This window comes from Mesorhizobium sp. M7A.F.Ca.ET.027.02.1.1 (genome assembly GCF_004022985.1).
GTDB lineage: Bacteria > Pseudomonadota > Alphaproteobacteria > Rhizobiales > Rhizobiaceae > Mesorhizobium.
Window position 1 is genome coordinate 1 of sequence record NZ_RZOL01000830.1, and the last position, 908, is coordinate 908.

At 64.4% G+C, this 908-nt stretch carries 1 protein-coding gene; it reads left to right on the plus strand.

What is annotated here, in order from left to right:
* On the plus strand, positions 1–908 hold a 908-nt coding region (locus tag EN749_RS36470; RefSeq protein ID WP_145991210.1), incomplete at both ends, for a flagellar hook-length control protein FliK.

Genomic DNA, 908 nt, shown 5'->3' on the forward strand with positions numbered 1-908 from the left:
GGCCGATGCTGGTTCGGCCTTGCCGGGCATGACGCCAAGGCCGAACCAGCATCGGCCGAGCCCGCAAGGACCATCTCGGCCAAAGTGGCAAACGTGAAAACCGGCAAGGACGATTTGGAAGCAAACGCGAAGGCCGACGCTGAAGAGACGGCGCCGGACGCCGAGCCGCTTCAGGACGACCTGCCGCTGCTGATCGCGTTTCATGACCTGCGGCATTTCTCGACAACGGCCAAGGCAGCCGGAGGCAATACGACCACCGGCGAGAATCCGTCGGACCCGGCGCTCGATGGGCAGGCTTCACTGCCAAAGACCTACCGGCCAAAATCCGCGGGCGGACGCGAAGCACTCGAAACCATGTCGAAGCCGGAGCAGGCGTCGATCGTCGACGGACCTTTGACGGCGCTTGACGGTCAGTCGCCGAGCGCTGCCTCCAGCGCGACAAAACGCGACGCCGCGGCGGCGGCCCAGAAGCTGTCGGACGCGCCGGCTGCCGATGTGCCCGGCGTGCGGTCGAAGCACGCCGCGAATGCGATGAAGAGCATCGAGGATGTCCAGTCCTCGATGCGTCCAGAAGCGGGAAAACAGTCCCTGTCCACTGCGCGCATCGACGTCGTCTCGGAACGGAGCTTCCCCGCACCGCCGCAGAGTCCCATCAGCCAGGCAGCCCTCAATGTGATCAAAGCCATAGCCGCCGACGCCGGGCCGCAAAAGGCGCTTTCAGCCTCACCCACGTCCGCCCATCTGGCCAGCTCTGTTGCCGTTCCGACACATGTGTTGAAGATCGAACTCCACCCCGCCGAACTCGGTATGGTGACGGCCAATCTTCGCCTCTCCGGGGAACAACTTTCGATTGAGCTGAAGCCTGAAACGCACGACGCTTATCGTCGGCTGTCGGCCGACAGCGAGGC